Raw genomic sequence first — 26,778 nt, 5'->3', positions numbered from 1 at the left:
CGGGTACAAATCCCCCTAAAACCCTGAGCGACGCTAAAATGGCCGGTTCACGGTATGTGCGTGTGCCGAAATGTCGCATTTGATTTGACCATACGGACAGGTTTCCTCCTATAAACTCATGCCGATTCGGCATAGGGTAGTCGTTTACGGCATTAGACGTCGCCCCCTGGCATCGGAATAGTTGCGCCTTTTTTCGCCTGCCAGTGAGCCATATCGGCCATCTAGCGGTGACCTTCTACGGAGGCTGATGCACACACTTTTTCGCTTCCGGGCGTTCCAGCTGGCGCATCTGCCTGAGTCCACTTGAAGTAAGGGTAATGACATGAAGAAGGCAAAGCTAAGCCTCGCCTGGCAGATCCTCATCGGTCTGGTACTAGGGATTGCAATCGGTGCGTTGCTCAACCATTTCAGTGCCGAAAAGGCCTGGTGGATCAGCAACGTGTTGCAACCAGCCGGCGATATCTTTATTCGCCTGATCAAGATGATCGTGATCCCGATTGTGATTTCGTCGCTGATTGTCGGAATCGCGGGTGTTGGGGACGCGAAAAAACTAGGTCGGATCGGTGTGAAAACCATCCTTTATTTCGAAGTGGTCACCACCATTGCGATCGTCGTCGGTCTGTTGCTGGCCAACCTGTTCCATCCGGGTACCGGCATCGACATGAGTACCCTGGGTACCGTCGATATTTCCAAGTACCAGGCGACAGCCGCCGAGGTTCAGCATGAGCATGCGTTTGTCCAGACCATCCTCAACCTGATCCCCTCGAACATCTTTGCCGCTGTGGCCCGTGGCGACATGCTGCCGATCATATTCTTCTCGGTGTTGTTCGGCCTTGGCTTGTCGAGCCTCAAGCCTGAGCTGCGCGAGCCGCTGGTGACGATGTTCCAGGGCGTGTCCGAGAGCATGTTCAAAGTCACCCACATGATCATGAAGTACGCCCCTATCGGTGTATTCGCCCTGATCGCTGTGACTGTTGCCAACTTCGGCTTCGCATCCTTGTTACCGCTGGCCAAGTTGGTGATCCTGGTTTACGTCGCCATCCTGTTCTTTGCCTTTGTAATATTGGGCCTGATCGCTCGCCTGTTCGGTTTCTCGGTGATCAAGCTGATGCGCATCTTCAAGGATGAGCTGGTGCTGGCTTACTCCACCGCCAGTTCCGAAACCGTATTGCCGCGCGTGATCGAGAAGATGGAAGCCTACGGCGCACCGAAGGCCATTTGCAGCTTCGTGGTGCCCACCGGCTACTCGTTCAACCTCGACGGTTCGACCCTGTACCAGAGCATCGCGGCGATCTTTATCGCCCAGCTGTATGGCATCGACCTGTCGGTTGGCCAGCAACTGATGCTGGTGCTGACCCTGATGGTGACTTCCAAAGGCATCGCCGGCGTTCCTGGTGTGTCCTTCGTGGTGCTGCTGGCGACCCTGGGCAGTGTCGGTATTCCGCTGGAAGGCCTGGCGTTCATCGCCGGTGTCGACCGGATCATGGACATGGCCCGTACCGCACTGAACGTGATCGGCAACGCCCTGGCCGTACTGGTCATCGCTCGCTGGGAAGGCATGTACGACGATGCCAAGGGCGAGCGCTACTGGAATTCCCTGCCGCACTGGCGCACCAAGCAAGTGCTGCCGGCTGGCGAGACCACCCAAGGCTGATAATGCCTGCGTCAACGTGACCTGAACAAACCCCGGGAAATCCGGGGTTTGTCGTTTCTGCCAGCCCCGCTATCATTCGCCACATCTTCCGGGGGATTTAACTGATGCTCAATGGCCTGTGGCTTGGCTTCTTTATCGTTGCAATGGTTTCAGCACTGGCGCAGTGGCTGATTGGCGGTAACGCCGGGATCTTCGCGGCGATGGTCGAAAGCATTTTCGCCATGGCCAAGTTGTCAGTGGAAGTGATGGTGCTGCTGTTCGGCACCCTGACCCTTTGGCTGGGTTTCCTGCGCATCGCCGAGAAGGCCGGGATCGTCGAATGGTTGGCCAAGGCCCTCGGTCCGCTATTCCTGCGGCTGATGCCAGAAGTGCCTGCTGGTCACCCTGCCATCGGCTTGATCACCCTGAACTTTGCCGCCAACGGCCTGGGTCTCGATAACGCGGCCACGCCTATCGGCCTGAAAGCCATGAAGTCGCTGCAAGAACTCAACCCCATCCCCAACACTGCCAGTAACGCGCAGATCCTGTTCCTGGTGCTCAACGCGTCCTCCCTGACCCTGCTGCCGGTGACTATCTTTATGTACCGCGCGCAGCAAGGCGCGCCTGATCCGACGTTGGTATTCCTGCCGATCCTGCTGGCCACCAGTGCTTCGACCCTGGTGGGGCTGTTGTCGGTGGCTGTCATGCAGCGCCTGCGCTTGTGGGACCCGGTGGTACTGGCCTATCTGATTCCGGGCGCCCTGATACTGGGCGGCTTCATGGCGTTGCTGGCGACCTTGTCGGCCACGGCGTTGGCCGGTTTGTCATCGATCCTCGGCAACCTGACGTTGTTCGGCCTGATCATGTTGTTTCTGCTGATCGGCGCCCTGCGCAAGGTTAAGGTCTATGAAGCGTTTGTCGAAGGCGCCAAAGAGGGCTTCGACGTCGCCAAAAATTTGCTGCCGTACCTGGTGGCGATGCTCTGTGCAGTGGGCGTATTGCGGGCCTCCGGGGCGCTGGATTTTGGCCTGGAGGGCATTCGTCATCTAGTGGCCTGGACCGGGATGGATACCCGCTTTGTCGACGCGTTGCCGACGGCGATGGTCAAGCCGTTCTCCGGCAGCGCGGCGCGGGCGATGCTGATTGAAACCATGCAGACCCAAGGTGTCGATAGCTTCCCGGCACTGGTGGCGGCGACGGTTCAGGGCAGTACCGAGACCACCTTTTATGTGTTGGCGGTGTACTTTGGCTCGGTGGGCATCCAGCGGGCGCGGCATGCGGTGGGGTGTGCGTTGTTGGCGGAGTTGGCCGGTGTCATCGCGGCGATTGCGGTGTGCTACTGGTTTTTTGGCTAATCGCTGTTCCTGTAGGAGCGAGCTCCTACAGAGAAAGGGCTATCTTTTCGCTGCTGTATTGCCCTGCCCCACCACCCAATCCACCACCTGCTTGTTCAACACATCCCCTGCCTGGCCAAACCCCGCCACCACAGCCGGAACCTTGGTGTCACTGACCGGCTGACGTACTTCAAAGCGCCGGCTGGCAATGATCCGCTGATCACTACCGCGCACCAGCCGTGCATCCAGGCGAATCACCACTTCAACGGCGCTGCCGCGATATTCGCTTTGAAACGCCTGCAACTGCCCGCCCAGCTCAAAGTCCGCCTGCAGGTTGGTGTCATCGGTACTGAGCAATGTCACCCGTCCATCCCGCTGGAAACCATCCAGCAGCCGATTACGCAACAGCACCGGTGCCGGATCGCTCCAGCGTGAGTTCGCATAGCTGCTGATCAGGTCACCCTGAGGCACCACGGCGATGCGCGGGCTGTCGAGGAACTCGCTGGTCTGTGGCTTTGCCAGGCGCAACGACCAGGCTACAGCGCTGGCTTGAGAAGTGGCCTGGGCCGAAGGCAGCCGATAGACGTCGGACGGATCGGCCTTGGGCAAGATCGAACAGGCGCTGACTAATGCCAGAGCGACGGGGACGATAACGCGGTAAGCACGCTTCATGGCGTGAACTCCTTGTTCTTGTCGCTGCCCAGCAGATACCCGCTGGGGTTGGCTTCCAGACGGCGGGAAATGGCCCGCAATGAACCGAGGGTGTCGCGCAGTTCGCGCACGGCCGGGGCCAGCTCATTGAGGCCTTGCATACCGCTGTTCAGGGAATCCTTGTTGTCGGTCAGCAGGCTGTTGATGGTCGCGGTGCTCTGTTCAAGCGAGTGCATGGCCTGTTCGGCACTGCCAAACATCTGCTTGCCCTGGTCATTGAGCAGGCCGTTGGCGTTACGCATAAGCGCGGTGGTTTGCTCCAGGGTGGCGCCGGCCTGCTTGCTGACCTGCATCAGCTGCTGCATGACCTGCTTGATATCTCCGCGCTGATCGGCGATGGCGCCGGTGGTCTGCTCCAGGTGTTCCAGGGTGCTGCTGAGGCGGTCGACGTTATCCGGGGAGAACATGCGGTTGGCGTTGTGCAGCAGCAGGTTGATGCTGCTCATCAAGTCATTACTGTTGTTCAGCAGGCGGGCGATGGGCGATGGCGAGGCAGTGATTTGCGGCAGTTCGCCATTCTTGCCCTTGAGTTTGGGGCTTTGCGGCGTGCCGCCACTGAGCTGGATGATCGAGGTGCCGGTGATGCCGGTCAGCGCCAGTTTGGCTTGGGTGTCTTCCTTGATCGGCGTCTGCCCGGCCAAGCGGATGCGCGCCAATACCCGGCGCGGGTCCTTGGGGTCCAGGCGCAGACTGGTGACATCGCCGACCTTGATCCCGCTGTACTGCACCGAGCTGCCCTGGGACAGGCCGCTGACCGCCTCGTTGAAGATCACTTCGTAATCCTGAAAGGCGCTGTCAACGCTGGATTTGGCCAGCCACAGGCCGAACAGCATGGCGCCGACCACCACGATCACGCTGAACAGGCCGATCATCACATGATGGGCTCGGGTTTCCATGTCATACCTCGTTGAACTGTTGAGCGGCATCCAATGCCGCGCGGCCTCGTGGGCCATGAAAATATTCGTGAATCCAGGCATCGTCCGTTTCCGAGACGATGTCGATGGCATCGGCCACCAGTACTTTTTTCTGCGCCAGCACCGCCACCCGGTCGGTGATGGTGTACAGCGTGTCGAGGTCATGGGTGACCAGGAACACACTCAGGCCCAACGCATCGCGCAGGGTCAGGATCAATTGATCGAAGGCGGCCGCACCAATCGGGTCAAGGCCGGCGGTCGGTTCATCGAGAAACAGGATGTCCGGGTCCAGCGCCAGGGCGCGTGCCAGGGCGGCGCGCTTGATCATGCCGCCGGAGAGAGAGGCTGGGTATTTGTCGGCGGCCGACAGTGGCAACCCGGCCAGGGCCAGTTTCACTGCAGCAAGGTGTTCAGCGTCGGGACGACTGAGGCCCGCGTGTTCGATCAACGGCAAGGCGACGTTTTCCGTCACCGTCAGCGAAGAAAACAGCGCGCCCTTCTGGAACAGCACGCCGAAGCGCCGTTCCACCATCGACCGTTCATGCTCCGACAGGCTCGGCAGGTCCTGGCCGAATACCCGCACCGCGCCCTCGCTGGGCTGGCGCAGGCCGATGATGCTGCGCAGCAGCACCGACTTGCCGCTGCCGGAGCCGCCGACCACGGCAAGGATCTCGCCTTTGTACAAATCCAGGTCGAGATTTTCGTGCACGCTCTGCTTGCCGAAGCGATTGCACAGGCCACGCACTTCGATCACCGCCTCGGCGGGCGCACGGGGTAAACGACTCACCAGCCCATCTCCATGAAGAACAAGGCGGCCACCGCATCCAGCACGATCACCACAAAAATCGACTGCACCACGCTGGAGGTGGTGTGGGCGCCGACGGACTCGGCGCTGCCGCTGACCTTGAAGCCCTCCAGGCAACCAATGGCGGCGATCAGGAAGGCGAAAATCGGTGCCTTCACCATGCCCACCAAAAAGTGCTGCACGCCGATGTCCGACTGCAGCAGCGAGAGGAACATCGCCGGCGAGATGCCCAGTGACACGGCACACACCACGCCACCGCCGATAATCCCCGAGATCATCGCCAGGAATGTCAGCATCGGCAGCGCCACCAGCAACGCCAGCACCCGGGGTAGCACCAACAACTCCATCGGGTCCAGGCCCAGGGTGCGGATGGCGTCGATTTCTTCGTTGGCCTTCATCGAGCCGATTTGCGCGGTGAAGGCACTGGCGGTACGGCCGGCCATCAGGATTGCGGTGAGGAGTACTCCGAATTCGCGCAGGAACGAAAAGGCCACCAGATCCACGGTGAAAATACTCGCGCCGAAGCTGGCCAGCACCGTGGCACCGAGGAACGCCACCACTGCGCCCACCAGAAAGGTCAGCAAGGCGACGATGGGTGCGGCGTCGAGGCCGGTTTGTTCGATATGGGCGACCATCGGGGTCAGGCGCCAGCGCTTGGGGCGGAACACGCCGCGGGCAAAGGTTTCGAGGATCAGGCCGATAAAACCCAGCAACTTCATGCCGTCTTGCCAGACGGTGTCCACCGCGCTGCCTATGCGTGCCAGCAGTTGAATGCCGGCGCCCTCTTCCGGTTCTTTGACCGGCACACAGAAGTCGTTCAGGGAGCGATAGACTGTTTTGAGCAGAGCCCGGTCGGCGGTGGACAGGCTGCAATCGGAATGTTCGGCGGATTGCTCAATGCGCTCGGGGCCGAGCAACTCGACCAGCAGTGAGGCGCCGGCGGTATCCAGGGCGCCCAGGCCGTTAAGGTCGATGTGGGTACCGGCGTCGTATTGGCCGTCGAGCTTTTGCGAAAGCTTTTTCAGGGAGGTGTAGTGGGCCAGCGTCCAGTCCCCTGTAACCCTGAGTTGTGGTGGGGTGGTGGACGTGTCCAGGTGAGCGGCTCCAGCCGTTGTGCTACTGGTCATAAGCTCCGAGCTTGTTTGGCAACTACACAGTTCCTACGTAATAGCACGATCCTGCCTACTTTGGCGCGTTCGCCGTCGCGGCGTCCTGACTGGCGTCAGTTACGTTGAAGCGCAACACGCCGATCACCTGCCCGTCTTCGGTCAGCACCCGCACCTGCCAGTGCCCCACCGCGTCCGGCGGGAAATTTTGTTTGTGGGTCCAGGCTCGGTAGCCTTCCTTGCGCCCACCGTGAATATCCAGGGCAATACGGTCGACCTCTTTGCCGTTGAATTTCCAGACATGGTAGATCCTCTCATCCAGCCCGCGCGGCGCGTTGATCGCGGTATAGGCATACAGCCCGCTGCTGCGCAGTTGGCTGGAGCTGACTTCCTTGAGGTCATCGCCGGGGGTACGGTCTTGCAACTGGGTGCTGATGGCGACTTCGCTCATCCACAACGTGGCTGGCGGTACCCAACTGCGCAGGAACCAGCCGGCGGCGCCAATGGCTGCGGTTACTCCCAGCAACATGACCCAGCCCCGCACACTGCGCAGCGGCAGGCTGACCGCCAGGCTGGGGATCGAAAGAGCCATCGCCACCCCGAGTGCCAGCTTGTAACTCTCGGCGGTGGTCAGGTGCAGGATGATCGGCAGCGCGGTCAGCAGGGCGGCGAACAGGGTTAAGGTGTGCAGCGCCAAGAACAGCGAGCGCTTGGGTGCCAGCCACTTGTAGTACAGCGGGTCGGTGATCGATACCAGCGCCGCCGCGCCCAGCAGGCCGGTGAAGACCGATTGGCCGCTGTTCCAGGTGGTGGTGACAAAAAAGAACGGCAGGACGAAGAACAGGCTTTCCTGGTGGATCATCTGCGTGGCGTAGCGCAGCAGCGGTTCGGGGATTTCCCGCTTGAAAACTTTGCTGAACAACTGGGTGAAGCTGTTTTCCAGCATCAGCCATAACCAGCTCACCAGCATGATGATGGCGATCCAGCTGGCCATACCTTGCTGACGATCCACCAGGATGAAGCTGCTCACTCCCGAGATAAAACCGCCGAGTGCAATCACACCTGGGTAGCGCTTCATCAGTTCGATGACGCGCTGTATGTAATGGGTCAGGTTAGGCATTCGGCAGTTCACAGTCTTTGTCGGGGAAAATCCCAGACAGAATAACGCCTTAGCCGTTTCATTGGGGTGTCATTGCGCAATCGCTTTGCGATAACGCCGCAGACCCAGCAACACAATCGCGATCAGCCCCAGAACGCCTGCGCCGACCCAGTTGAGAGCGTCGTAGCTAAGCAGTGGTTTTTCGATGCGCCAGTAGCCGGTCTGGTTAAGGACCTGGCGCATGGCCTGGTTGGTCTGCTCCAGGCTGACCGCCTTGATGCGCTTGACCGGGTCACTGAAGCGCCCGTCGATGTAGTCGCCCGAGGCGCTCCAGTAATAGTCGGCCAGCGCGCTGTTGCCCTGCACGGCCCAGGCCTGGCGGGCGATGGCAGCCTGTTTCAGGCGAGCGAAGGTGGTCGGGTCGAGGCCGTCCTTGAGCAGTGTGGTCTTGAGGGTTTCCAGCACCTGCTCGGCTTCGGGCAGGTTGTCGCGTTCAAGGTCGGCGTTGAGGCTCAGGAAACCAACGCCGCCGAGCACCTCCCGCTCGCTCCACGGGCCGTAGGACAAACCGTGCTTGAGCCGCAGTTGGCGATACAGCGCCCAGTCCATGTAGTCCTTGAGCAGGTCGTAGGTTTCGTCGTGTTGATCGTCCTGCACCGGTTCCGGGAACAGCCAGTGCAGCTTGGCGCCATCGCCGACCCAGCCGTGGATCAGATCGCGGTGAGTGGCTGCGGCGTGCTGAATCTGCGGCAGGGGCCGATGTTCGCTGGGGTCTACCGGGTCGAGCTGTCCGTAGGTGCGTTCCAGGTAGGCCGGCAGCAACTTGTCCAGGTCGCCGACGATGATCAGGGTCATGTTGTTGGGTGCGTACCAATCCTTTCGTACCTTTTCCAGTTGGTCGCGGGTCAAGTCGTGGACTTCTGCCCGTTCGGCGCACTTGATGCCTAACTCTACCGCCAGTTGATTGCTGGCGTTGTGGCCCAGGTCCTGGCGATCCAGTAGGCGTTGCAAGTGGGAGTAATGGCCGCCATCTTCGCGCTCGACCACTTGCTTGGCGGCAGTGATGGCGGTGTCGTTCAGCTCGGTTCGGGTCAGGATCGCCAGCAACAGGTCCAGCACCTTGCGCTGGTTGTGCGCCGGTGCCTCGATGACGAAGGTGGTGTCGGCGTTGCTGGTGAAGGCGTTCCATTCGCCGCCCAGGGCTTGCATCTGCTCTTCCAGAGCCCCTTCGCCGCCGCCGATACCGCTGAACAGCAGGTGCTCCAGCAGATGCGGCAGCTCCTTGTCTTGGCAACTGAAGTCGTCCAGACCAACGCCGACCACCAAACGAATGGCCACGTGCCCACGCGCGGTGCCCGGCTTGAGCAGCAATTGCAGGCCGTTGGGTAACATATAGCCTTCTACCTGCAAGCGATCAAAGGCAAAGGCATGTGCCGAGCCCATGAGCAGGCAGGCGAATAACAGGCGACGCATAACAAGCTTCCTGGCGTGAGGTCCGTTTTAACTGACTTCACGCACCGCCGTACGTTCAGGGCGAATGGGTGATGTCGGCGATATTGTCCGTCGCCAGTGCGCCGGTTTCGGAGGTTTCCAGAACCACATAGGCGCTGCTGCAGAACAACGAGTTCAGGCGCTTCATGTCGGCAATCAACTCCAGATGCAGGGAACTGGTCTCGATGCTCTGTACGATCTTTCGTTGGAGGCGGCTGACGTGGGCGTGGGCCAGGCGCCGTTCCTGGGCGCGGAAGCGGCGTTTTTCACGCAGTAATTGCCGGGCGCTTTCCGGGTCGGCACTGAGAAACACCGAAAGGCCCAGGCGCAGGTTGGCGATTAATTGGCTGTGCAGGCCGGCCAGTTCTTCCAGGCCAACTTCGGAAAACGAGCGGCGCTGGGAGGTTTTTTGCTGCTGGACCTTGCGCAGCATGCGCTCGATCAAGTCGCCGGCCAGTTTCAGATTGATCGCAAGTTCAATGATCTCGGCCCAGCGGCGGCTGTCCTGTTCGCTGAGGTCTTCGCGAGGCATCTGCGCCAGGTAGAGCTTGATGGCGCTGTAGAGGGCTTCGACATCGTCGCTGATGCTGCGCATTTCCTGGGTGATTGCGGTTTGATTGCCCCGCAGCACTTCCAGCATTGAGGTCAGCATATTGTCGATCAAGTCTCCCAGGCGCAGGGTTTCCCGCGCGGCATTGGCCAGCGCCAGGCTTGGGGTGGCCAGTGCCGTCAGGTCTAGGTGACGGGGTTTGGCCAGGCCGTTGACCTCCGGCCGCTCCGGCAGCAGCCAGGCACACAAACGCGCCATCGGGCCGATAGTGGGCAACAGGATCAGGCAACGGGTGACGTTGTAGAGCAGGTGAAAGGTGATGACCATGCCTTGGGTGCTGTAGTCCAGGGTGTCCATCCACTGCACCAGCGGATCGAGGACCGGAATAATCAGCAGCAAGCCGATCAGCTTGTACAGCAAGCTGCCCAGCGCGACCTGGCGCCCGGCGGCGTTCTGCATGCTGGTGCTGAGAAAGGCCAGCACGCCGGAGCCGATGTTGGAGCCGATTACCAGGCCTATGGCCACGTGCAGGCCGATCACGCCGGCGCCGGCCAGTGTGGCGGTCAGCAGCACGGCAGCCAGGCTGGAGTAGGAAATCATCGCGAACAATGCGCCTATCAGGGCATCGAGCAGAATGTCGCCGGTCAGCGAGGCGAACAGCACCTTGACGCCCTGGGCATGGGTAATGGGCCCAGCGGCTTCGACGATCAATTGCAGCGCGAGGATGATCAGGCCCAGGCCGATGCCGACGCGGCCCATTTGTCCGATTCGCGTTTGTTTGCGGGACAGGAAGAAAATCACGCCAAGAAAAATCAGCAGCGGCGATAGCCAGGACAGGTCGAGGGTCAGCACCCGGGCCATTAATGCGGTACCAACGTCGGCGCCGAGCATGGTCGCCAGGGCGGGCGTCAGGCCCATCAGGCCCTGGCCGACAAATGAGGTCACCAGCATCGCCGTGGCGTTGCTGCTTTGCACCATGGCGGTGACCAGTATCCCGGCGATGAATGCCAGCCAGCGCTTGGACATGTTCTGCCCGATAACCTGGCGCAAGTTGGAGCCGTAGACCCGCAGGATGCCGGTACGGACGATGTGCGTGCCCCAGATCAGCAGGGTCACCGCGGAAAGCAGATTGAGCAGGGTCAGCATGCTCGGCCCCCTGTGTTGGTCGTGCTCCAAAGGAGCAAATGGTTGGTGCCGCGTATTGTTCTACGTTGTGTACTTAAGCTGTAGTTGGCGAATGGGCTGCGCGCCAGCATCGCATAGCTAAAGAAGGGATTGAAACAAAACTGTCATGAAATCAGCTTTTTGCAGCTGAAAAAAAGAGGCCCGAAAGCCTCTTTCCTGTAGGAGCGAGGACGCCTAGATTTTGGTCTGCGCAAGTTTATTGACCCGGAATATCCTTGCGTAGTTTCACAGGGCCCTGCTGTTTTTTCTTTTTCGCGATGGCGGTGCGCATCTTGATGTTCACCGCTTCCACAGCCAGCGAGAACGCCATGGCGAAGTAGACGTAGCCTTTTGGCATGTGAACGTCGAAGGCTTCGGCGATTAATACGGTACCCACTACGAGCAGGAAGGACAGCGCCAGCATCTTCAGCGATGGGTGTTTGTCGATGAAGTCGCTGATGGTGCCAACGGCCAGCATCATCACCAGTGCGGCGACGATGATCGCCGCCACCATCACTGGAACGTGGGAAACCATACCCACGGCGGTAATGACCGAGTCCAGCGAGAAGACGATGTCGATGATCGCAATCTGGATGATGGTGTAGATGAACTTGCCACCCTTGCCTGTTGGCTCGTCGTGGGTTTCGTCTTCACCTTCCAGCGCGTGATACATCTCTTGGGAGCTTTTCCACAGCAGGAACAGGCCACCGAAGAACAGGATCAGGTCGCGACCGGAAATGTCGTGGCCGGCCACCGTGAGCAAGTCACCTGTAAGGCGCATGACCCAAGTGATCGATAGCAGCAACAGGATGCGCGTGATCATGGCGAGGGCCAGGCCGAAGATCCGGGTGCGCGCCTGCATATGCTTGGGCATGCGGCTGACCAGGATCGAAATCATGATGATGTTATCGATGCCCAGGACGATCTCAAGAGCTGTCAGGGTGAAGAAGGCAATCCAGATTTCCGGATTGCTCAGCCATTCCATGTGTATTCCTTTGAGCGAGTGCTGGACCGCGCCAACCCTCAGGTCAGGTCGGCGCAGTGAGTTGTACGATTATAGAGTGCTGAACAGCGGAAAAATCCCCATCAGCAACGCGGCAACCATTATGCACAGGCACACCAGCACTGCCCACTTGAGGGTGAAACGCTGGTGATCGCCAAATTCGATACCGGCCAGGGCCACCAGCAGGTAAGTCGACGGCACCAGCGGGCTGAGCAAGTGTACCGGCTGGCCAACGATCGAGGCGCGGGCCATTTCTACGGCGGTGATGCCGTAGTGGCTGGCGGCTTCGGCCAGTACCGGCAGTACGCCGTAGTAAAACGCATCGTTGGACATGAAGAAAGTGAACGGCATGCTCACCAGTGCGGTGATTACGGCAAGGTAAGGGCCAAGGGCATCGGGAATGACCGCCAGCAGGCTCTTGGACATGGCATCGACCATGCCGGTGCCCGACAGGATGCCGGTGAAGATACCGGCGGCGAAGATCAACCCGACCACCGCCAGGACGCTACCGGCGTGGGCGGCGACGCGGTCTTTCTGTTGTTGCAGGCACGGGTAGTTGACGATCATCGCGATACTGAAGGCCACCATGAACAGCACGGGCAGCGGTAACAGGCCGGCGATCAGTGTGCACATCAGGACCAGGGTCAGGGCGCCGTTGAACCAGATCAGCTTCGGACGGCGGGCGTCGGGGTATTGCGAGACGCTGATTTCGCTGTGGTCGATTTCATCGCCTAGCAGGTGTAATTCGCCGAGACGGGCACGTTCGCGTTTACCGTACATGTAGGCAATCACCAGGATAGCCACCACGCCTGCGAGCATCGCCGGAATCATCGGTACGAAAATGTCCGATGGGTCCACATGCAGTGCGCTGGCAGCACGAGCGGTCGGGCCGCCCCATGGTGTCATATTCATCACGCCGCCAGCGAGGATGATCAGGCCGGCCATGATCCGCGGGCTCATACCGATGCGCTTGTACAGCGGCAGCATGGCGGCCACGCAAATCATGTAGGTAGTGGCGCCGTCACCGTCCAGGGACACCACCAGCGCCAGCACTGCAGTACCGACCGAGACTTTCAGCGGGTCGCCCTTGACCAGTTTGAGGATCTTGCGCACGGCCGGGTCGAACAGGCCAGAGTCGATCATCAGGGCAAAATAGAGGATGGCGAACATCAGCATCACGCCGGTTGGCGCCAGCTTGGTGATGCCTTCGAGCATCATCGGGCCGATTTTCGGCGCAAAGCCGCCGAACAGCGCGAACAGGATGGGTACGATGATTAGGGCGATCAGCGCGGACAGGCGCTTGGTCATGATCAGGAACATGAACGTGATGACCATGGCAAAGCCAAGGAAAGTCAGCATAGGAATACTCCAGGCGTAGCGCGGCTAGGGAATGGCGAACCGAGGGTTGGTCAGCGCAGAACGAAAAGCGCGAGGCGTACGGGAGGAGTCGGGGCAAACAGGCGGGTACGAGCAGGCATCAGAATCACCATTGTTGTTGTTAATTGGGCCGTTGGGCGTCGGAACGCTCAGGCAGGCCTGCCGGTCTATTGCCGGAAGTGGGGGCGATCCTAATCGCGCAAGCTTTCAGCCAGCTTTCGCTGGAAAAACAGGCGACGGGGAGTAATCTGCTGGCATAGAGCATCCAGGGGCTTGGGAGATGAGCGATTTGCATGCAGGCGGCTGCCATTGCGGCAGGGTGCGTTATCAGTTCAGCGGGCCGTTGGTAGATATCGCCCATTGCCACTGTTCGATTTGCCGCAGGGTTAGCGGTGGGTTGGTGACCACCTGGATCACCCTGCCCCGTGCAGCGTTTGCCTGGATGACAGGGCTGCCTGCACAGTACGACTCTTCTGAGAGTTGTATGCGGTATTTCTGTTCTCACTGTGGGGCGCAGTTGGCGCTGGTGACGCGGCTGAGCCCGGAAAATATCGATGTGACCATCGCGACCCTGGATCATCCAGAAGATGCACCAGCGGATCGGCATATCTGGGTGACGAGCCGGTTGCCGTGGGTGCATCTGGATGAGCAGTTACCGCAGGAGGATGAAGAGCAGCTCTAAGGCAACTCCAATCCACCGGCGGCCTTGTGCAAGGCCCGCAGGTGTTCGCCGACCTGCTTGAGATTGGCCTCGCACTCAGCAATCTCTGCCGCCCTTGAAGGCTCCAGCAGCGCTCTCACTTCCTTGTCCAGTTCGCCGGTCAGCGATTGCAGCTGCTTTTGGCGCAGGCTGCTCTCAGACTCCAGGCGCCTGGACTCCACTGGCTGGGGCAATCCATAGCCGCTACTGCCCAGCAGCTCTGCCGGGCGACTAAGAAAGCCGCTGTTGGCGAGGATCTGCTGCAAGGTGGCGTTGGCTTTGTCCATGCCGCCGTTCTTCAGCTCGCGAGCGCCCAGGTAGCGTTGTTTGACTTCATCTTGGGCCAGCATCAGCTGTCGCCGGAAGCTCGCCTGCTCCAACAGTAGCAGCGCGGCGCTGGTGCGTAGGTCGGCCTGGGCGAACCATGGGCGGCGTTCCTTGGCACTCAGTGCCAGCCAGTCTTCGACTTGGGTTTGTTTGATCGGCAGGTGCTTTTTCAGCACCTCGAACATCGCCTGGTAGCGCTCGCGGAAAGAGTCGAAGTGATAGCCCAGGCGCAGGGCCTCTTTGGGATCGTCCAGCACGCTGGTATCGGCCAAGCCCCGGCCCTTGAGCACTTCCAGCAGGCCGTTGGGGGTGATGTTGTCCAGGCCGGTCAATTGCGGGTTGGCGCTGCCACTGCGTAACAGTTTTAGGCTTTCCACCGCGCAGTTGTTGGAGATGAAGTAGTAATTGCCGTCGTAGCTCCAGTGCATCTCGGCGGCATGCTCGACAGTGTCGTTGATCTCTTGTCGCGTCAGGATCAGCGGCACAGAAGCCAGCCCGCGCAATTCGGTCTTGGTGTATTCATCGATGACCTGGGCCAATGGCAGCACGAATAGTCGCGACGGGTACTTGCCCACCAGGCCATCCCAGCTCGACAGCTGTACGTCACCAACGAAGGCGCGGTAGGACAACACCAGGTGCTGATCCAGATCCAGTCGGCAATCCGGACCCCGTGGCCGGCCCGGTGCGCAGATCACCAGGCGTAGCATGCTGTGGCCCCAGCGGCTGACCAGGTTCTGGTTGGCTTCGGCCAGCAGGTAATCGATGGCGTAGACCCGTTCTGGGTCAACCTGGCCCAGCGGGGTCTTGGCGAAATCGTTGCCGGCGTTGAGGAAGGCGAAGGTCTTGGCGCAGTTGTCCTTGGCTGGCGGCGCCCAACCAAAGTGCTCCTTGTAATAGCGGTACAGCGAGGGACGGCGGCAGGCGTAGCTCGGGTCGAGGAGGAAATACTCCATGTTGACCGCGACATACTCCTTGGGATTGGTGATTTCGTAGATGTCAGGGCTGCGGGCAATCTGCCGGTTGTGCTGTTCGCGCTCGCCACGCCGGCCGACGTATTGCGGCCAACCAGCCAGGTCCAGCAGGCGCGGGTCGTCGCTGAGGGTGAAGCGGCGGTCATTTTGCCCGCGGCATTGATCGGGTAGGCCAATCAGGCCGGTGATGCTGTTTTGGCGGCTGCAGCGCTGGATCCGCGCGCGGTCAGCGTTGGGCCACAGGCGGGCGCGGTCGTAGATGTGGGTCAGTTCATGCAGCACGGTGGCGAGCATTTCCCGGCGTACGGTGCCGTGGGGGCGATTGGTTTTTTTAGTGGCAGCCGTGCCGTCGGTAAGGCTGGCCAGAAGGTTGCGGTTGAGGTCCAGCTCGGACACCAGGGATGCCTGGCCGTAGGCGTTGCCGGGCATGTCATTGGTCCAGCCGACGTCTATGCGCCGGTCCAACTGCTCAATGAAGCGCGGTGGCAAGGACTGCATGGCGTCATCGAGTAATGCCTGGCTGGCCTGCTGTTCGGCCGGGCTCAAACCGTCGGTCTTGAGCCGCAGTTGCAGGCTAGCTTGGGCGGCGTTGCCACACAGCAGTACAGTTGCGGCCAATAGCCAGGCGGCAAGGCGCCTCACAGTGCGAGGATGGCTTCGGCGAGTATCTGGTCACTAGCGTCACGGGCTTCTGGCACGCGGGTACGCAGGGTGTTGAAGGCTGCTTCCAGTTGGGCGCCGCGAATGTTGCCATCGCTGGCGACGAAACTGGCGGCATCATCGTGGGCTTCGCGCACAATTTTTGAATCTCGGATTGAGGTGGTGGTGTCCGAGGTGAAATCAATGGTACGGCCAGAGGCCCGGACGATGATGTTACTGGTGGCCACCAGGGTTTGTGCCTGGGCAACATCGGCCAACAACAGCAGGCCGAGGGCGGCGGCGATCAGCGGGCTACGCATGGAATAACTCCGTAAGACAAAGATGATTATTGGACGAGAATTGCCTGAGCCAGTTCAAGGTCGCTGGACTTAAGTTTTGGCTGGGTACGACGTAGATAATCCAACGCTGATTCCAGCTGGGCTCCCCGCCATTGGCCGTCAGTGGCAATGAAAGCAGCAGCGTCATCCTGGGCGGCCAGTATCAATTTATTGTCGAACGGGGCGGAGGTCACTTTGCTGGTGGCATAAGCGCTGACTACGATGCTTTGGGTGGACAGATCAAAGGCCAGGGCCGAACCGGACCAGCAGCCAGCAAGCAATGCAGGGACAATCAACAAGCGGTATGAAAAAGCCATGGGACTCGACAACTGAAAACGAGTGCCAAGGCTAGCGCAATGCCCGGGCGAGAGCCAGCGCCGAGGTCTCAGGGAACGGCTGGCGTTCCCTTCGTCCCGGTTTGCGGTCAGATCGCCAGGATGGCTTGGGCCAATTGCGCGTCGGTCGCTGTATTGAGTTGTGGCGCTTGCTGGCGGATCTGCGCCAGGGCGCTTTCCAGTTTCACGCCACGAATGGCGCCTTCGCTGGCAACAAAGCTGGCCGCGTCGTCGCGGGCGGCGCGTACGACCTTGTTGTCACGCAGTGAGGACGTGGCATCGGAGGTGGCGTCGGAAGTAGCTTTTAGCGCGCCGACGATCGAATCGGTGGTCACGATCAGGCTGGTAGCGTTTGCGTTAGCGGCCAGGACCAGCAGGGCTGCAGCGCTCAGCAGACGAAGACGGGACATGGGGTGACTCCTGTGAATGAACTAAGAAGGTGGCGCAGAGCCGCCGCTGTAAGCGGGGCGTTGTTGCCGTAGGGCATCAGACGCGCGTTCTACAGAGCTCGCCACGTGGTAGCAGGATATTAGCTGCCACTTATCTGTTCGGATAGCCTGTCCCGGCGGTAGGCGTGATTACTCGCTCCAGAAGGGCTTGGACAGTTCGGCCATTCGGTCGCCATGGCTGATACCTGCATCTGACAATTCTCGTGGGTCGAGCTCGGCCAACTGGCGCCGCGTGCGGGCGCGCCGTGCCCATTGGGTTAATGTGTAGGCGGCGCGGCGCAGAAGGCGTTTAAAAAGATTACATCGTGCAAAGGTGGCGAGGGTATTTGGCAGGGGGTTCATGGCGAGCGCCTTTCTTGGTGTTCTGGAGCACCATGCTGGGCTTGTTGCGATTACCGGTACAGATACACTAATAATAAATTGTACTGTTTAATTGTTTTGTTTTTTTAACTGTACTGCTCTTTTGACAGGCCTTCTGTGTGCTGTCTGAAATCGAGGTTCCAAAAACAACAAAACCCGCCTCCAGTCACCCGGGGCGGGTCTTGCTATAACAATTCGGGATGCTGGCGGTGGACCCAGTGGGTTCGGACCAGCGGGCGCTACATTAGCGCCAGAACGGCTTGCTCAGCTCTTCGTAGCGTTGAGCTTCGCTGATCCCGGCATCAGCCAGCAGACGCGAATCCAGGCGAGCCAATTGATGGCGGCTGGAGATGCGGCGCTGCCACAACATCAGGTTGGCGATAACGCGCAAAGGCAAGGAAGCCTGGGTATTTACAGCTTTGTCTTCGAAGAACAGTTCGGAACTGAGTGTACGTTCCATGGTGACATCCTTCCGCTTGTGGCGGGATTAGGTAGTGGTTTAACTGATGCCAATGATCCTCCTCCGGCGCAAGACTCTCTAGATACAGTTCATCTGTATTGTGAGGGGCCAGTTAACTGTTTATAGCGGCTGTACTGTACGAAAATGAGGAAACTGTACCTGTGTGCACTTAAATGGTGCGTTATAGGTGTTTATGAGGGTGATTGTAGGATTTTTTGGTAGGAAATGACCGGTACAGCAGTACAGTTTTTTGCGGAATCTACGCTGGCAATCCAAGGCTGATGAAACTGTATTTGCATCAGCCCGGATCTGTATCAATTACGCTTTCAGCATATGCCCGGTTTCTTCCAGGTTGATGTGCCAGCTCAGTGCTTCGCGCAGGATGTGCGGGGTATGCCCACCCAGGGTGCAGGCTGTAGTGAAGTAGGTGTTCAGCGCGTCGCGGTAGGCTGGATGTACACAGTTATCGATGATCACCCGTGCCCGTTCCCGTGGAGCCAGGCCCCGCAGATCTGCCAGGCCCACTTCGGTCACAAGGATGTCGACATCATGTTCGGTATGGTCGACGTGACTCACCATGGGCACCACGCTGGAAATCGCCCCGCCTTTGGCAATCGACTTGGTGACGAAGATCGCCAAGTGCGCATTGCGGGCGAAATCGCCTGAGCCGCCAATACCGTTCATCATCCGTGTGCCGCAGATATGGGTGGAGTTGACGTTGCCGTAGATGTCGAACTCCAGCGCGGTATTGATGCCGATGATGCCCAGGCGCCGCACTACTTCCGGGTGGTTGGAAATTTCCTGTGGACGTAGCACCAGTTTGTCCTTGTAGCGCTCCAGGTTACCGAACACATCAGCGTTCCGACGTTCCGACAAGGTGATTGAGCTGCCCGAGGCAAAGCTCAGCTTGCCTGCGTCGATCAGGTCGAAGGTCGAGTCCTGAAGCACTTCCGAATACATGGTCAGGTCTTCAAACGGCGAGTCGATCAAGCCGCACATCACCGCGTTGGCAATGTTGCCGATACCCGCTTGCAGCGGGCCGAGCTTGTTGGTCATACGGCCGGCATCCACTTCCTCTTTGAGGAAGTGGATCAGGTGATTGGCGATCGATTGAGTATCGCTGTCGGGCGCCGCCACGGTGGACACTGAGTCTGCCTGGTTGGTGATGACGATGGCGACAATCTTTTCCGGCGGAATCGGGATTGCGGTGCTGCCAATACGGTCGTCTACCTTCACCAGTGGGATCGGTGTGCGGGTCGGGCGATAGGACGGTATGTAGATGTCGTGCAGGCCTTCCAGGTTTGGGTTGTGCGCCATGTTGATCTCGATGATCACGTGCTTGGCGAAAATCGCAAAGCTGGCCGAGTTGCCGACCGAGGTTGTTGGCACGATGTGCCCTTGCTCGGTGATGGCGACGGCTTCGATGATGGCAATGTCTGGCAGCTTGAGTTGCTTGTTGCGCAGCAGCTCGACGGTTTCCGACAGGTGCTGGTCGATGAACATCACTTCGCCGGCATTGATGGCCTTGCGCAGGGTGCTGTCGACCTGGAACGGCATGCGGCGTGACAGTACCCCGGCTTCGGTCAGCTGTTTGTCCAGGTCGTTGCCCAGGCTCGCGCCGGTCATCAGGGTGATTTTCAGCGGCGAGGTCTTGGCGCGCTCGGCCAGGGCGTGGGGCACGGCCTTGGCTTCACCGGCGCGGGTGAAGCCGCTCATGCCGACGGTCATGCCGTCCTGGATCAGGGCGGCGGCATCGGCAGCGCTCATGACCTTGTTCAACAGCGAAGGCAAGCGGATACGATCACGGTACATGGATTGTTATCTCGGGCAACGGAGGCAAGGTGGGCAGTCTAGTGATTTCAAAAAGTTTCGTCCCGCTACCATGGTCGAATGCAGGGCAGCGATTTAGAGCCTTTGGTCGGGTTTTCCTCGATAATAAAAAACCCCAGCCTACTAAAGGCCGGGGTTTTGGGTGTTGCGCTGGAGCAGTGTTTATTCGACGGCCTTGACCATGTCTTCGATGACTTTCTTGGCGTCGCCGAAGACCATCATGGTTTTGTCCAGGTAGAACAGTTCGTTGTCCAGGCCGGCATAGCCGCTGGCCATCGAACGCTTGTTGACGATGATGGTCTTGGCCTTGAACGCTTCGAGAATCGGCATGCCGGCGATCGGCGATTTCGGATCGTTCTTGGCGGCCGGGTTGACCACATCGTTGGCGCCAAGCACTAGCACCACGTCGGCCTGGCCGAACTCGGAGTTGATGTCTTCCATCTCGAACACCTGGTCGTAAGGCACTTCCGCCTCGGCCAGCAGTACGTTCATGTGGCCAGGCATACGACCGGCGACCGGGTGGATCGCGTACTTCACGGTCACGCCACGTTGGGTCAGCTTCTCGGTCAACTCTTTGAGCGCATGTTGTGCTCGTGCTACCGCCAGGCCGTAACCGGGAACGATGATCACGGTGTCGGCGTTGGTCAGCAGGAAGGTGGCGTCATCGGCCGAGCCGGATTTCACTGGGCGCGCCTCTTTCGAGCCTGCCGGGCCGGCGGCCTCTGTCGTGGTGCCGAACCCGCCGAGCAGCACATTAAAGAAGGAGCGGTTCATCGCCTTGCACATGATGTACGAAAGGATCGCGCCGCTGGAGCCTACCAGCGAGCCGGCGATGATCAGCATCGAGTTGTTCAGCGAGAAGCCAATGCCCGCTGCTGCCCAGCCGGAATAGCTGTTGAGCATCGATACGACCACCGGCATGTCGGCGCCGCCAATCGGGATGATGATCAGCACGCCCAACACGAACGCTAGGGCCAGCATCAGAGCAAAGGCGCTGAGGTTGCCGGTGAACATGAAGGCCAGGCCAAGGCCCAGGGTCGCCAGGCCCAGCACCAGGTTCAACTTGTGCTGGCCACCGAACTGTACTGATGCGCCCTGGAACAGGCGGAACTTGTATTTGCCCGACAACTTGCCGAAGGCGATTACCGAGCCGGAGAAGGTGATGGCGCCGATGGCCGCACCGAGGAATAGCTCCAGACGGTTGCCAGCAGGGATCGCATCTCCCAGCTGTTTGACGATACCCAGGGACTGCGGCTCAACCACAGCGGCAATGGCGATAAACACCGCAGCCAGGCCGATCATGCTGTGCATGAAGGCTACCAGCTCCGGCATCTTGGTCATTTCCACGCGCTTGGCCATGATTGAGCCAGCGGTACCGCCTACCAGCAGGCCGACAATCACGTAGCCGATACCGGCGGTGGCCAGCTCAGCGCCCAACTTATAGATGAGGCCCACGGTGGTGAGTACTGCCAGCGCCATGCCGAGCATGCCGAACAGGTTGCCGCGTCGGGATGTAGTCGGGTGCGAGAGACCTTTGAGGGCCTGAATGAAGCAGATCGACGCGATCAGGTAGAGCGTCGTGACAAGGTTCATGCTCATTACTTGGGCGCCTCTTCTTTTACGGCTTTCGGGGCTTTTTTCTTGAACATCTCAAGCATGCGTCGGGTGACCAGGAAGCCGCCGAACACGTTGACCGCAGCCAGAGCCACGGCAAGAGTGCCCATGGTCTTGCCCAGCGGAGTGACGGTCAGCGCTGCGGCGAGCATGGCGCCGACGATCACAATCGCCGAAATGGCGTTGGTCACCGCCATCAGAGGGGTATGCAGTGCGGGAGTGACGTTCCAGACCACGTGATAACCGACATAAATCGCCAGCACGAAGATGATCAGGTTGTAGATACCGGGGGAGATAAGCTCTTCCATCGTCTGAATCCCTGCTTAGGCGTTTTTGCGGATGACTTGGCCGTCGCGGCACATCAGGCACGCGGCGACGATGTCGTCTTCAAGGTTGATTTCAAACTGCCCTTCCTGGGTGAAGACTAGCTTCAGGAAGTCCAGCAGGTTGCGTGCATACAGGGCCGAGGCATCAGCGGCGACGGCACCAGCCAAGTTGGTCGGGCCGCAAATGGTCACGCCGTTTTCCACGACCACTTGATCGGCCACGGTCAACGGGCAGTTACCGCCCTGGGCTGCGGCGAGGTCGATGACCACTGAGCCTGGCTTCATCTGCGCGACGGTTTCGGCGCTCAGCAGGGTCGGTGCCTTGCGACCGGGGATCAGTGCAGTAGTGATGACGATATCGGCCTGCTTGGCGCGCTCATGCACTGCGAGGGCCTGGCGCTGCATCCAGCTGGTGGGCATGGGACGGGCATAACCACCGACGCCGACGGCGCATTCGCGCTCTTCATCGGTTTCATACGGCACATCGACGAACTTGGCGCCGAGGGATTCGATTTGCTCTTTCACCGCGGGACGCACGTCGGACGCTTCGATCACTGCGCCCAGCCGTTTCGCCGTGGCAATCGCCTGCAGGCCAGCAACGCCAGCGCCGAGAATCAACACGCGGGCGGCTTTCACAGTTCCTGCGGCGGTCATCAGCATCGGCATGAAGCGTGGGTAGTGATGAGCGGCCAGCAACACAGCCTTATAGCCGGCGATGTTGGCCTGGGAGGACAGTACGTCCAGGCTTTGTGCGCGAGATGTGCGCGGCGCCGCCTCAAGGGCGAAGGCGGTGATGCCGCGGTCGGCGAGTTTGGTGATGGTTTCGTTGCTGAACGGATTGAGCATGCCCACCAATACGGTGCCGCTTTTGATCAGCGTCAGTTCGCTGTCGCTGGGGGCGACCACCTTGAGGATAAGCTCTGCGCCAAATGCATCGTTGGCGCTGCCAATGGTTGCGCCTGCCGTTTCATAGGCACTGTCGACGATGCTGGCGTTAATGCCTGCCCCGCTCTGTACAGTGACCTTATGGCCCTGGCCGATCAGCTTCTTGATGGTTTCCGGGGTTGCAGCAACCCGCGTTTCACCGGTCTGGGTTTCGAGAGGAACACCAATGTGCACGTCAAATCTCCTGCGTGATCTTTTTGCGTTTGATCTTTTTGTAAAAAGGCCAGCGCGCCATGGAGGGCGTGACTGGGGCGGCCGATCAGCACGATCCCGCCGAAATGACAGCGGGGCGCGGCATTTTGCAGGCGAACTTTACGAGCATCAAGGGATTATGGCGGGTGACGAAAAATTAACTACAAGTCACCCTGTGACTGATTGTCGCAATACCCGTAAATAACTACGTCAAATGCCGGTTTCTAAAGGCATAAAGGCGAAAATAAAGAGTTTCGCCATCGTTGATGTGAATAAGTGAGTATCGGGCTTGATAAGGCGCTGTGGGCCACGTAAGTCATGGCTTAAAGGCGGATTTAAGACTGATAGGTACAGTCTGTCGAATTGCGACATATATGTACATCTGTAGGATTCAATATTAATTGACTACATGGTCAACAATGTAAGATGCCTGTTTAAACATTAGGGTTGTAGCGCTGTGACTGGTCGATCAGCCAGTCTCTGAACGCATGCAGGGAGGCTGATTCGACTTTCCTCTCGGGAATCATCAGGTAATAGGCCTTTGAGCTTGCGAGGACCTGAGGGCTGGCAACCACCAACTGGTGCTCGCTCAATTCCCGTTGAATGAGGAACGGCGGGATCAGCGCGACACCCATGTCATGCATGGCTGCCTGGGACAACATGGAGAATAGCTCGTAACGGGGTCCTGTCATGTCGCGGGGGACGTTCAGTTGCTGCGCGTTGAACCACTGGCGCCAAGCGTAAGGCCGGGTGGTTTGCTGCAGAAGGGGCATTTCGGCGATCTCTTGTGCACTGAAGTGTGTGCGGTCCCCCAGCAGTTTCGGGCTGCATACTGGGAGCGGGTTTTCTCCCATCAATCTGTGAGATTCGGTACCTGACCAGTCGGCGTCTCCGAAGTAGATCGCCGCGTCGAATTCGGTATCGGCAAACAGAAAGGGCCGTGTGCGGTTGGTGAGGTTTACGGTGACTTCTGGGTGCTGGTGCTGGAAGTCCTTGAGGCGTGGAATCAGCCATTGGGTGCCAAAGGTCGGGACCACCGCCAGTTCGATGACATTGGTACCTTGTTGGCCCATCACTGACAGCGTATCGCGCTCCACTGCATCCAGTTGAGTCGCCACTCTGCGGCTGTAGGACAGGCCGGCTTCGGTCAGCTTCACCCCGCGGCGCGACCGCCGAAATAGCTCGACACTCAAAAACTCCTCAAGGCTGGCGATCTGTCGACAGATGGCGCCTTGAGTGATGGAAAGCTCCTGCGCCGCCTTGGTAAAGCTCTCGTGGCGGGCTGCGGCCTCAAAACTGACCAGCGCTGTGGTGCTGGGGATCTTTCTGCGCATGTACCGTACCCTCACTAATGAAAGGCATATATGCCCTTCTGAATCGTTACGGAGTGATAAATTAGCACAAGGCTATGCAAAAACCTCGTTTGCTCTCCTCGCCTGCCCGGCCTAGGCTCCATGCACGACTTTTGATCTACTTCGCGAGGACTCACTCATGGGCGGTAAGGCAAGCTTCAACTGGATCGATCCACTGTTGCTGGATCAGCAGCTCACCGAAGAAGAGCGCATGGTGCGCGACAGTGCCGAGCAGTTCGCCCGGGACAAGCTGGCGCCGCGCGTTCTTGAAGCCTTCCGCCATGAAAAGACTGACCCGGCGATCTTCCGTGAAATGGGTGAAACAGGTTTGTTGGGGGCAATGATTCCCGAGCAGTACGGCGGCAGCGGTTTGAACTACGTCAGCTATGGCTTGATTGCTCGTGAGGTCGAGCGCGTCGACTCCGGTTACCGCTCGATGATGAGTGTGCAGTCGTCTTTGGTCATGGTGCCTATCAATGAATTCGGTACTGAAGCGCAAAAGCAAAAGTACCTGCCCAAGCTGGCGTCCGGCGAGTGGATTGGTTGTTTCGGTCTGACCGAGCCTGACCATGGTTCCGACCCGGGTGCGATGATTACTCGTGCACGCAAGGTGGATGGCGGCTACAGCCTTACCGGCAGCAAGATGTGGATCACCAACAGCCCGATTGCTGATGTGTTTGTGGTTTGGGGCAAGGACGATGCGGGCGACATTCGCGGTTTTGTTTTGGAAAAAGGCTGGAAAGGCCTGAGTGCCCCGGCGATTCACGGCAAGGTCGGTCTGCGCGCCTCAATCACGGGTGAGATCGTCATGGACAACGTGTTTGTGCCGGAAGAAAACATCTTTCCGGATGTCCGGGGTTTGAAGGGGCCGTTCACTTGCCTCAACTCGGCGCGTTATGGCATTTCCTGGGGGGCATTGGGTGCTGCGGAGTTCTGCTGGCACACGGCTCGCCAATACACCCTTGATCGCCAGCAGTTCGGTCGTCCGTTGGCCGCTACCCAGCTGATTCAGAAGAAGCTGGCGGACATGCAGACCGAAATCACCTTGGCCCTGCAAGGCTGCCTGCGTTTGGGGCGTATGAAGGATGAGGGTACGGCTGCGGTCGAGATCACCTCGATCATGAAGCGCAACTCGTGCGGTAAATCGTTGGATATTGCCCGTATGGCTCGCGACATGCTCGGTGGGAACGGTATCTCCGACGAGTTCGGAATCGCCCGTCATCTGGTCAACCTGGAAGTGGTGAACACCTATGAAGGTACTCACGACGTGCATGCGCTGATTCTGGGGCGCGCCCAAACCGGTATTCAGGCGTTCTATTAATAGGAGGACGACCATGGGCGCGCTATCGCATCTGCGGGTACTAGATTTGTCGCGAGTGCTGGCGGGCCCTTGGGCCGGGCAGATTCTAGCGGACCTCGGGGCTGAGGTGATCAAGGTCGAACGGCCTGGCAATGGCGATGATACCCGCGCCTGGGGCCCGCCCTTCCTTAAGGACGCTTATGGCGAGAACACCAGTGAGGCCTCGTACTATTTATCGGCCAATCGTAATAAAGAGTCGGTAACCATCGACTTCACGCGGCCGGAGGGGCAGAAGCTGGTTCGAGATCTAGCGGCGAAGTCGGACATTCTGATCGAGAACTTCAAGGTCGGTGGCCTGGCGGCTTATGGCTTGGACTATGAGTCGCTCAAGGAAATCAATCCGGAGCTGATCTATTGCTCGATCACTGGCTTTGGCCAGACAGGTCCTTATGCCAAGCGGGCTGGATATGACTTCATGATTCAGGGGTTGGGCGGGCTTATGAGTCTGACCGGTCGACCTGAGGGCGATGAGGGAGAAGGGCCGGTCAAGGTAGGTGTTGCCTTGACCGATATCCTGACGGGGCTTTACTCCACCGTTGCGATTCTGGCGGCCATGGCACACCGCGATCATGATGGCGGTGGGCAGCATATCGATATGGCCTTGCTGGATGTCCAGGTGGCTTGTCTGGCCAATCAGGCGATGAATTACCTGACTACGGGTGTGTCGCCCAGGCGGCTAGGCAATGCGCACCCTAATATCGTGCCGTATCAGGACTTTCCCACGTCCGACGGGGATTTCATTCTGACCGTGGGTAATGACGGGCAGTTTCGCAAGTTTGCTCAGGTCGCTGGGCAGCCTCAGTGGGCCGATGATCCTCGGTTTGCCACCAACAAGCTGCGGGTGGCCAATAGGGCGGCGCTGATTCCTTTGATTCGTCAGGCGACTGTCTTCAAGACCACGGCTGAGTGGGTGGCACAGCTTGAGAAGGTTGGCGTGCCTTGTGGGCCGATCAATGATTTGGCGCAGGTGTTTGCCGATCCTCAGGTTCAGGCCCGGGGATTGGCTATCGAGCTGCCTCACGCGTTGGCTGGAATGGTTCCACAGGTTGCCAGCCCTATTCGCCTTTCCAAGACGCCTGTTGAATACCGCAGTGCGCCTCCCCTGTTGGGCGAGCATACCTTTCAGGTGTTGCAGCAGGTGCTGGGGTTGTCTTCATCGAGTGTTGAAGCATTGAAGGAGTCAGGCGTTATCTGAGTGCCTTCTTCTATATAGAGTGCGAGAGCCCTTCTATATAGAAGAAGCGGCGATCGCTTTTTAACCAAATCGACCTTATTGATAGAAAGCCAAAATTAAGGGTTGACGGCAGATTCTGGAAGTCTATAATTCGCCCCACTTCCGGCGCAGTCGAAACGGAAAACTCCTTGGTAAACAAAGAGTTATGTAGGTTTCGAT

At 59.2% G+C, this 26,778-nt stretch carries 25 protein-coding genes; 5 read left to right on the top strand and 20 right to left on the bottom strand.

Translation table 11 applies throughout. The annotated features are described in order from the left end of the window. The first annotated feature begins 322 nt into the window (after positions 1 to 322). Entirely contained in the window at positions 323 to 1,654 is a 1,332-nt protein-coding gene (gene gltP, locus ACZRKZ_RS19140; RefSeq protein WP_149412744.1) for a glutamate/aspartate:proton symporter GltP, read from the top strand. Between the two features lie 104 nt (positions 1,655 to 1,758). Continuing rightward, positions 1,759 to 2,988, top strand: coding sequence for a nucleoside recognition domain-containing protein (locus ACZRKZ_RS19135; RefSeq protein ID WP_463982443.1), 1,230 nt, complete (start codon positions 1,759 to 1,761; stop codon positions 2,986 to 2,988). Positions 2,989 to 3,027: 39 nt separating this feature from the next. On the opposite strand, the gene ACZRKZ_RS19130 is transcribed toward ACZRKZ_RS19135, so the two are convergent. The 9 genes from ACZRKZ_RS19130 to ACZRKZ_RS19090 form a co-directional block, all read right to left on the bottom strand. Continuing rightward, positions 3,028 to 3,639 carry an ABC-type transport auxiliary lipoprotein family protein gene (locus ACZRKZ_RS19130; protein WP_463967443.1) on the bottom strand — a complete coding sequence of 204 codons (612 nt, stop codon included), beginning with the start codon at positions 3,637 to 3,639 and terminating at the stop codon, positions 3,028 to 3,030. Beyond that, positions 3,636 to 4,574, bottom strand: coding sequence for an MlaD family protein (locus ACZRKZ_RS19125; RefSeq protein WP_463982442.1), 939 nt, complete (start codon positions 4,572 to 4,574; stop codon positions 3,636 to 3,638). Before ACZRKZ_RS19125 ends, ACZRKZ_RS19130 begins: the two co-directional genes overlap by 4 nt. A 1-nt stretch (position 4,575) precedes the next feature. Then, the gene (locus ACZRKZ_RS19120; RefSeq protein WP_463967441.1) at positions 4,576 to 5,379 is read right to left on the bottom strand and encodes an ABC transporter ATP-binding protein; all 804 of its coding nucleotides are present in this window, start codon (positions 5,377 to 5,379) and stop codon (positions 4,576 to 4,578) included. Continuing rightward, positions 5,376 to 6,524, bottom strand: coding sequence for an ABC transporter permease (locus tag ACZRKZ_RS19115; protein ID WP_463982441.1), 1,149 nt, complete (start codon positions 6,522 to 6,524; stop codon positions 5,376 to 5,378). The genes ACZRKZ_RS19120 and ACZRKZ_RS19115 overlap by 4 nt, the downstream gene beginning before the upstream one ends. A 55-nt stretch (positions 6,525 to 6,579) precedes the next feature. Next, positions 6,580 to 7,623 carry a DUF5924 family protein gene (locus tag ACZRKZ_RS19110; protein WP_463967439.1) on the bottom strand — a complete coding sequence of 348 codons (1,044 nt, stop codon included), beginning with the start codon at positions 7,621 to 7,623 and terminating at the stop codon, positions 6,580 to 6,582. A 69-nt stretch (positions 7,624 to 7,692) separates the two neighbouring features. Continuing rightward, a complete protein-coding gene (locus ACZRKZ_RS19105) occupies positions 7,693 to 9,075 on the bottom strand; it encodes a M16 family metallopeptidase (protein WP_463982440.1) in 1,383 nt (460 codons plus the stop codon). A 55-nt stretch (positions 9,076 to 9,130) separates the two neighbouring features. Then, the gene (locus ACZRKZ_RS19100) at positions 9,131 to 10,789 is read right to left on the bottom strand and encodes a Na/Pi cotransporter family protein (RefSeq protein WP_463982439.1); all 1,659 of its coding nucleotides are present in this window, start codon (positions 10,787 to 10,789) and stop codon (positions 9,131 to 9,133) included. A 235-nt stretch (positions 10,790 to 11,024) separates the two neighbouring features. Next, positions 11,025 to 11,792, bottom strand: coding sequence for a TerC family protein (locus ACZRKZ_RS19095; RefSeq protein WP_463982438.1), 768 nt, complete (start codon positions 11,790 to 11,792; stop codon positions 11,025 to 11,027). A gap of 69 nt (positions 11,793 to 11,861) precedes the next feature. Further along, positions 11,862 to 13,169 (bottom strand): CitMHS family transporter, encoded by a 1,308-nt coding sequence (locus ACZRKZ_RS19090; RefSeq protein WP_463967435.1) that lies wholly within the window; start codon positions 13,167 to 13,169, stop codon positions 11,862 to 11,864. A 298-nt stretch (positions 13,170 to 13,467) separates the two neighbouring features. On the opposite strand from ACZRKZ_RS19090, the gene ACZRKZ_RS19085 reads away from it, so the two are divergent. After that, positions 13,468 to 13,869 carry a GFA family protein gene (locus ACZRKZ_RS19085; protein ID WP_463982437.1) on the top strand — a complete coding sequence of 134 codons (402 nt, stop codon included), beginning with the start codon at positions 13,468 to 13,470 and terminating at the stop codon, positions 13,867 to 13,869. Here ACZRKZ_RS19085 and ACZRKZ_RS19080 read toward each other — a convergent pair. The 11 genes from ACZRKZ_RS19080 to ACZRKZ_RS19030 all read right to left on the bottom strand — a co-directional run bounded on the left by ACZRKZ_RS19080 (position 13,866) and on the right by ACZRKZ_RS19030 (position 24,007). Further along, a complete protein-coding gene (locus ACZRKZ_RS19080; protein WP_463982436.1) occupies positions 13,866 to 15,827 on the bottom strand; it encodes a DUF7844 domain-containing protein in 1,962 nt (653 codons plus the stop codon). The two genes, ACZRKZ_RS19085 and ACZRKZ_RS19080, sit on opposite strands and share 4 nt — an antisense overlap. Continuing rightward, positions 15,824 to 16,144 carry a DUF2388 domain-containing protein gene (locus ACZRKZ_RS19075; protein ID WP_133100535.1) on the bottom strand — a complete coding sequence of 107 codons (321 nt, stop codon included), beginning with the start codon at positions 16,142 to 16,144 and terminating at the stop codon, positions 15,824 to 15,826. The genes ACZRKZ_RS19080 and ACZRKZ_RS19075 overlap by 4 nt, the downstream gene beginning before the upstream one ends. A gap of 26 nt (positions 16,145 to 16,170) precedes the next feature. Further along, on the bottom strand, positions 16,171 to 16,479 hold the full coding sequence (locus ACZRKZ_RS19070; RefSeq protein ID WP_133100534.1) for a DUF2388 domain-containing protein: 309 nt from the start codon (positions 16,477 to 16,479) through the stop codon (positions 16,171 to 16,173). Between the two features lie 107 nt (positions 16,480 to 16,586). Beyond that, positions 16,587 to 16,907 carry a DUF2388 domain-containing protein gene (locus tag ACZRKZ_RS19065; RefSeq protein WP_463967430.1) on the bottom strand — a complete coding sequence of 107 codons (321 nt, stop codon included), beginning with the start codon at positions 16,905 to 16,907 and terminating at the stop codon, positions 16,587 to 16,589. Positions 16,908 to 17,075: 168 nt separating this feature from the next. After that, on the bottom strand, positions 17,076 to 17,288 hold the full coding sequence (locus tag ACZRKZ_RS19060; RefSeq protein WP_463982435.1) for a DUF1127 domain-containing protein: 213 nt from the start codon (positions 17,286 to 17,288) through the stop codon (positions 17,076 to 17,078). A gap of 262 nt (positions 17,289 to 17,550) precedes the next feature. Continuing rightward, a complete protein-coding gene (locus ACZRKZ_RS19055; protein WP_007911656.1) occupies positions 17,551 to 17,766 on the bottom strand; it encodes a DUF1127 domain-containing protein in 216 nt (71 codons plus the stop codon). 318 nt (positions 17,767 to 18,084) lie between these two features. Beyond that, positions 18,085 to 19,578 (bottom strand): acetyl-CoA hydrolase/transferase family protein, encoded by a 1,494-nt coding sequence (locus ACZRKZ_RS19050; protein ID WP_463982434.1) that lies wholly within the window; start codon positions 19,576 to 19,578, stop codon positions 18,085 to 18,087. Positions 19,579 to 19,758: 180 nt separating this feature from the next. Further along, the gene (locus ACZRKZ_RS19045) at positions 19,759 to 21,195 is read right to left on the bottom strand and encodes an NAD(P)(+) transhydrogenase (Re/Si-specific) subunit beta (protein ID WP_463967427.1); all 1,437 of its coding nucleotides are present in this window, start codon (positions 21,193 to 21,195) and stop codon (positions 19,759 to 19,761) included. Next, a complete protein-coding gene (locus tag ACZRKZ_RS19040) occupies positions 21,195 to 21,518 on the bottom strand; it encodes an NAD(P) transhydrogenase subunit alpha part 2 (RefSeq protein ID WP_003187010.1) in 324 nt (107 codons plus the stop codon). The genes ACZRKZ_RS19045 and ACZRKZ_RS19040 overlap by 1 nt, the downstream gene beginning before the upstream one ends. 15 nt (positions 21,519 to 21,533) lie before the next feature. Then, positions 21,534 to 22,655 (bottom strand): Re/Si-specific NAD(P)(+) transhydrogenase subunit alpha, encoded by a 1,122-nt coding sequence (locus ACZRKZ_RS19035; RefSeq protein WP_463982433.1) that lies wholly within the window; start codon positions 22,653 to 22,655, stop codon positions 21,534 to 21,536. 452 nt (positions 22,656 to 23,107) lie between these two features. Beyond that, positions 23,108 to 24,007, bottom strand: coding sequence for a LysR family transcriptional regulator (locus tag ACZRKZ_RS19030; RefSeq protein WP_463967425.1), 900 nt, complete (start codon positions 24,005 to 24,007; stop codon positions 23,108 to 23,110). A 157-nt stretch (positions 24,008 to 24,164) separates the two neighbouring features. Between ACZRKZ_RS19030 and ACZRKZ_RS19025 the strand changes: the two genes are divergently transcribed. Together ACZRKZ_RS19025 and ACZRKZ_RS19020 are read left to right on the top strand one after the other, a co-directional pair. After that, complete coding sequence (locus tag ACZRKZ_RS19025; protein WP_133100527.1) at positions 24,165 to 25,346, top strand: acyl-CoA dehydrogenase family protein; 1,182 nt, start codon at positions 24,165 to 24,167, stop codon at positions 25,344 to 25,346. Positions 25,347 to 25,359: 13 nt separating this feature from the next. Further along, positions 25,360 to 26,580: a CaiB/BaiF CoA transferase family protein gene (locus ACZRKZ_RS19020; protein WP_463967424.1), complete on the top strand. Its 1,221-nt coding sequence runs from the start codon at positions 25,360 to 25,362 to the stop codon at positions 26,578 to 26,580. Positions 26,581 to 26,778 lie beyond the last annotated feature (198 nt).

The organism is Pseudomonas sp. c313, from assembly GCF_055407145.1.
The sequence above is the reverse complement of the archived record's forward strand: the minus strand, read 5'-3'. Positions and strand labels throughout refer to the sequence as shown.

What these genes read in the sequence shown, in the direction of transcription:
- ACZRKZ_RS19075 (WP_133100535.1), bottom strand. Translation starts at nt 16,144, where the DNA reads ATGCGTAGCCCGCTGATCGCCGCCGCCCTCGGCCTGCTGTTGTTGGCC.
- ACZRKZ_RS19055 (WP_007911656.1), bottom strand. Translation starts at nt 17,766, where the DNA reads ATGGAACGTACACTCAGTTCCGAACTGTTCTTCGAAGACAAAGCTGTA.
- ACZRKZ_RS19070 (WP_133100534.1), bottom strand. Translation starts at nt 16,479, where the DNA reads ATGGCTTTTTCATACCGCTTGTTGATTGTCCCTGCATTGCTTGCTGGC.
- ACZRKZ_RS19125 (WP_463982442.1), bottom strand. Translation starts at nt 4,574, where the DNA reads ATGGAAACCCGAGCCCATCATGTGATGATCGGCCTGTTCAGCGTGATC.
- ACZRKZ_RS19060 (WP_463982435.1), bottom strand. Translation starts at nt 17,288, where the DNA reads ATGAACCCCCTGCCAAATACCCTCGCCACCTTTGCACGATGTAATCTT.
- ACZRKZ_RS19025 (WP_133100527.1), top strand. Translation starts at nt 24,165, where the DNA reads ATGGGCGGTAAGGCAAGCTTCAACTGGATCGATCCACTGTTGCTGGAT.
- ACZRKZ_RS19045 (WP_463967427.1), bottom strand. Translation starts at nt 21,195, where the DNA reads ATGAGCATGAACCTTGTCACGACGCTCTACCTGATCGCGTCGATCTGC.
- ACZRKZ_RS19100 (WP_463982439.1), bottom strand. Translation starts at nt 10,789, where the DNA reads ATGCTGACCCTGCTCAATCTGCTTTCCGCGGTGACCCTGCTGATCTGG.
- ACZRKZ_RS19085 (WP_463982437.1), top strand. Translation starts at nt 13,468, where the DNA reads ATGAGCGATTTGCATGCAGGCGGCTGCCATTGCGGCAGGGTGCGTTAT.
- gltP (WP_149412744.1), top strand. Translation starts at nt 323, where the DNA reads ATGAAGAAGGCAAAGCTAAGCCTCGCCTGGCAGATCCTCATCGGTCTG.
- ACZRKZ_RS19095 (WP_463982438.1), bottom strand. Translation starts at nt 11,792, where the DNA reads ATGGAATGGCTGAGCAATCCGGAAATCTGGATTGCCTTCTTCACCCTG.
- ACZRKZ_RS19020 (WP_463967424.1), top strand. Translation starts at nt 25,360, where the DNA reads ATGGGCGCGCTATCGCATCTGCGGGTACTAGATTTGTCGCGAGTGCTG.
- ACZRKZ_RS19105 (WP_463982440.1), bottom strand. Translation starts at nt 9,075, where the DNA reads ATGCGTCGCCTGTTATTCGCCTGCCTGCTCATGGGCTCGGCACATGCC.
- ACZRKZ_RS19115 (WP_463982441.1), bottom strand. Translation starts at nt 6,524, where the DNA reads ATGACCAGTAGCACAACGGCTGGAGCCGCTCACCTGGACACGTCCACC.
- ACZRKZ_RS19050 (WP_463982434.1), bottom strand. Translation starts at nt 19,578, where the DNA reads ATGTACCGTGATCGTATCCGCTTGCCTTCGCTGTTGAACAAGGTCATG.
- ACZRKZ_RS19135 (WP_463982443.1), top strand. Translation starts at nt 1,759, where the DNA reads ATGCTCAATGGCCTGTGGCTTGGCTTCTTTATCGTTGCAATGGTTTCA.
- ACZRKZ_RS19030 (WP_463967425.1), bottom strand. Translation starts at nt 24,007, where the DNA reads ATGCGCAGAAAGATCCCCAGCACCACAGCGCTGGTCAGTTTTGAGGCC.
- ACZRKZ_RS19065 (WP_463967430.1), bottom strand. Translation starts at nt 16,907, where the DNA reads ATGTCCCGTCTTCGTCTGCTGAGCGCTGCAGCCCTGCTGGTCCTGGCC.
- ACZRKZ_RS19130 (WP_463967443.1), bottom strand. Translation starts at nt 3,639, where the DNA reads ATGAAGCGTGCTTACCGCGTTATCGTCCCCGTCGCTCTGGCATTAGTC.
- ACZRKZ_RS19090 (WP_463967435.1), bottom strand. Translation starts at nt 13,169, where the DNA reads ATGCTGACTTTCCTTGGCTTTGCCATGGTCATCACGTTCATGTTCCTG.
- ACZRKZ_RS19040 (WP_003187010.1), bottom strand. Translation starts at nt 21,518, where the DNA reads ATGGAAGAGCTTATCTCCCCCGGTATCTACAACCTGATCATCTTCGTG.
- ACZRKZ_RS19110 (WP_463967439.1), bottom strand. Translation starts at nt 7,623, where the DNA reads ATGCCTAACCTGACCCATTACATACAGCGCGTCATCGAACTGATGAAG.